The organism is Aeromonas sp. ZOR0002, from assembly GCF_963866995.1.
GTDB lineage: Bacteria > Pseudomonadota > Gammaproteobacteria > Enterobacterales > Aeromonadaceae > Aeromonas > Aeromonas caviae.
Window position 1 is genome coordinate 5337 of sequence record NZ_CAWMFQ010000207.1, and the last position, 3182, is coordinate 8518.

The following is a 3182-nucleotide window of genomic DNA, read 5'->3' on the forward strand; positions in this document are numbered from 1 at the left end:
CCCCATGACGTTGTGGACCAGGATGTGGTCGCCATCGATCAGCAGATCGCGCGGATTCTGGCCCGGCAGGTGACGCAAGAGCTGGGTCGCCTTGGCGCCCCCCTGAAACTTCTTGCGGCGGTGGCGGTTGCTGTTCTGCTTGCCGCTGCGCGACAGGTCGAACACCAGCAAGTCTTCGGAACCCGCCAGGGTCAGGTAGACCCGCTTGCCATCGGCGGCGAAGCGCGCCGCGAACGGGTTGGAGACGATCTGGCTGCGGTTGCCGACGCTGGGCAGGTTGATCTGCAAGAAGAGCTGTTTTCTTTCATCGACCCGCTCCTTCTCTTCATCGAGATCGATGATGGAAACCGCCGGGAAGACGGTGCTCTGAAACTGGAAGGGGTGGTCGAAACTCCAGAGCACGTGGGGCAGCCAGGCTTCGCTGCCATCGGGGGAGAGGGCGATGCCGTCCAGCAGGCGCGGCAATCCCTGGGAGTCGCTCGGGGTGTCGCTGTGGGTTTCCGCCAGGGTGATGAGCTTGGGCTTGGGGAGGGTAGCGCCCTTCTCAAGTTTGGCGAGATCATAGATGGCGAGCTGGCCTGTCATGGCGTGGGTGAGCAGCAGGCGATCGTCGTTGGTCAATGCCAGCCCGCGGGGAGTCTCGGCGGTTTTTGCATCCAGCTGGAGGTTGCCCGTGCTGTCATAAGCCTGAAGGCGCCCTCCCTCGAACAGCGTGACCCAGAACCACTGCCGCTTGGGATCGAAGATGACGCCATAGGGTCTATGGCCGGTGGGGATCGCCTTTTCCAGGGTGAGATCATCATCCAGCAGCAGCAGGCGATCGCCGCTGTAATCGGTGACCAGCAGGGTGCCGTCATCGGCGCGGGCCAGCTGACGCAGATCGCCCCCCAGCTGCACCTCGTTGAGGCGCTTGCCAGTGCCCCGCTCGAGCAGGGTGACGGAGCCGGCACTCTGGTTGGCGGTGACGAGGCGCGGGGCGCTCCCCTCGTCATAGGCAATCATGGCGGTGCCCATCTCCCGGGCCGAGGCGGTCACCAGCAGCAGGGCGGCCAACATCAGGGATAACAACAACTTCAACATAAGATCAGGTGCGCCATTTCAAGATGGTCCAGCGCCAGGCGTGGCGCAGCACCAGGGGCGTCAACGCGAGGGTGCTCAGCCAGTGGGCCCAGCTGGCAAGGTTGCCGAGGCTATCCCCCGGGGTGCCGTGCAGCACCAGCACCAGTCCGCTTGCCAGACAGACCAGCAGCAAGGCTTCGATGATGCGCCCCGTGGTGCGCAGAAAAGGCTTGCGGCTCTTGCGCAGCAGACTGCGATGGGAGAGCCAGAAGGCGCCAAACAGCAAAGGGAACAGGGTGAGCGAGAGGGCGACGTGCAAAAACAGGTTCCAGCGTGCCAGGGACCAGGTCGGCGTCAGGGGTTCCCACAGCAGCAGGCCGGAGAAAAACATCAGATAAAGGGCACCCTCGGCCGCCTGATGGTGATAGGCCAGCCACTGCCAGCAGTGTCGTGGTGAGAGGGAAAGACTCGTCATGGGTGCTCCAGCTCCCGGGCGGTTCAGCCCGGGGCGAGCAAGTTTACAATGCAGTAAGGGTAATGAAAAGAGTTATCAATTCGGCTCTTGATGAATAGACCCTGAATGGCGCCGGGCCCTATTTGTGCTCCGCCAGCCGCTCGGTCACCGCATAGATAAGTGCCGCGGTGGAGAAGGCGAGGAAGACGATGACCGACCACTTCATCTCGATCTCGTTGCCGGTGCCGTCGTCAAGGAAGGCTTTGAGCACCTCGATGCCGGCGATGGTCACCAGAGAGTTGATGACGATGAGCTTGAGGGACGCGAAGTTGATCTTGCTGAGCCAGTTGTCGCCGAGGGCCGCTCGCTGCTCCGGGGTCTTGATGAACTGCACGTAGCCGCAGATAGCCACCAGGATCAGCATCTGGGCCACCAGCACGAAGTCCACCAGGGTGAGTACCCCCGTGATGAGATCCAGATAGTGGATGTCGATGATGTCGCGGCACAGCACATAGAGCTGCATGGCGAACTTCACCATCAGGAGGGCGACACAGATAAGGATGCAGACATAGAAGGGGAACATCATCAACCGGCTGCCGTTGAGCATGACGTTGAAGCGGCGCATGGGAAACTCCATCGAAAAGGAAGGCAGCCAGAATATCCGGAAAGAAAGGAGCGGGAAAGCGCCTTGGCGCCTCCCGCCCGGCCTAGAGGGGGAAAGTGGGCAGGCCCTGGAACAACTGCTGCAACCCCTCGCCCCATGCCTTTCGCAGCGCCACGAAATGGGGGTTCTGTTCGGTGATGCGGTGCTGGTTCGTCGCCGAGAAGCTGCCCTCGTGATAGATCAGGGCATCCAGGGGCAAGCCCACCGACAGATTGCTGCGCAGGGTCGAGTCGATGGAGATGAGGGCGCACTGCAATGCGGTCTGAAGCGGCGTCTCATGGTGGATGATGCGATCAATGATGGGCTTGCCATATTTGCTCTCACCAATCTGGAAGTAGGGGGTGTCGGCGCTCGCCTCGATGAAGTTGCCCTCCGGGTAGATGTGGAACAGGCGGTGGCGCTCCCCCCGGATCTGCCCCCCCAGCAGGATGTTGCAGCCGAAGTTGATATGGCCCTGCTGCTGACCTCCATCCCGGCTGATGACGGTGCGTATGGTCTGGCCGATGAGGGCGGCAGCCTCGTAGAGGCTGGGGAGGGCAAGGAGCTCCTGCCCCTCCGTCAGCAGGCTGATGACGCTCTGGGTGGTGGCCAGATTGCCCGCGCTTTGCAGTACTATCACCCTGTCCTCCCGGGTGAAGAGGTGCAATTTGCGGAAGGTGGCGATGTGATCCACCCCCGCATTGGTGCGCGAATCGGACGCAAACACCATGCCGTCTTGCAGGCACATGGCGACGCAATAGGTCATGACCGCACTCCCGCCAGGACTCTCCCGGTCTTCATTGCTGCTGTCCATCCAGGCGGGTCACCTGCGCCTGGCTCTGCAACTGTTCGCACCCGCCGCCATAGCGCACGCCGCGCACCGGACAGGCATCCAGATAATCCATGCCGACCGCGAGCTTGAGGTGCTCACTGGTGGAGCTGGTGAGGTTGGTGACGTCGAACGTGTGCCAGCGCTCCTCGATCCACACCTCGGCCCAGGCGTGCATCGCCACGTGGCTACTGTAA

Annotated in this window: 4 protein-coding genes and 1 pseudogene; all 5 read right to left on the reverse strand. The window is 62.2% G+C overall.

Annotation, left to right across the window (positions count from 1 at the left end; genetic code table 11):
* Positions 1 to 1080, reverse strand: a 1080-nt coding sequence (locus AACR77_RS12315) for a hypothetical protein (protein WP_042881882.1), incomplete at its 3' end; no start/stop codon positions are given.
* Positions 1081 to 1084: 4 nt separating this feature from the next.
* Positions 1085 to 1534, reverse strand: coding sequence for a hypothetical protein (locus AACR77_RS12320; protein WP_042881884.1), 450 nt, complete (start codon positions 1532 to 1534; stop codon positions 1085 to 1087).
* Between the two features lie 118 nt (positions 1535 to 1652).
* Positions 1653 to 2138, reverse strand: coding sequence for a YqhA family protein (locus AACR77_RS12325; protein ID WP_010674393.1), 486 nt, complete (start codon positions 2136 to 2138; stop codon positions 1653 to 1655).
* Between the two features lie 82 nt (positions 2139 to 2220).
* Entirely contained in the window at positions 2221 to 2922 is a 702-nt protein-coding gene (locus AACR77_RS12330; protein ID WP_042881886.1) for a peptidase, read from the reverse strand.
* A 31-nt stretch (positions 2923 to 2953) separates the two neighbouring features.
* Positions 2954 to 3182: pseudogene (locus AACR77_RS12335) on the reverse strand (transglutaminase family protein); the annotation flags it as partial.

What these genes read in the sequence shown, in the direction of transcription:
- AACR77_RS12325 (WP_010674393.1), bottom strand. Translation starts at nt 2,138, where the DNA reads ATGCGCCGCTTCAACGTCATGCTCAACGGCAGCCGGTTGATGATGTTC.
- AACR77_RS12330 (WP_042881886.1), bottom strand. Translation starts at nt 2,922, where the DNA reads ATGACCTATTGCGTCGCCATGTGCCTGCAAGACGGCATGGTGTTTGCG.
- AACR77_RS12320 (WP_042881884.1), bottom strand. Translation starts at nt 1,534, where the DNA reads ATGACGAGTCTTTCCCTCTCACCACGACACTGCTGGCAGTGGCTGGCC.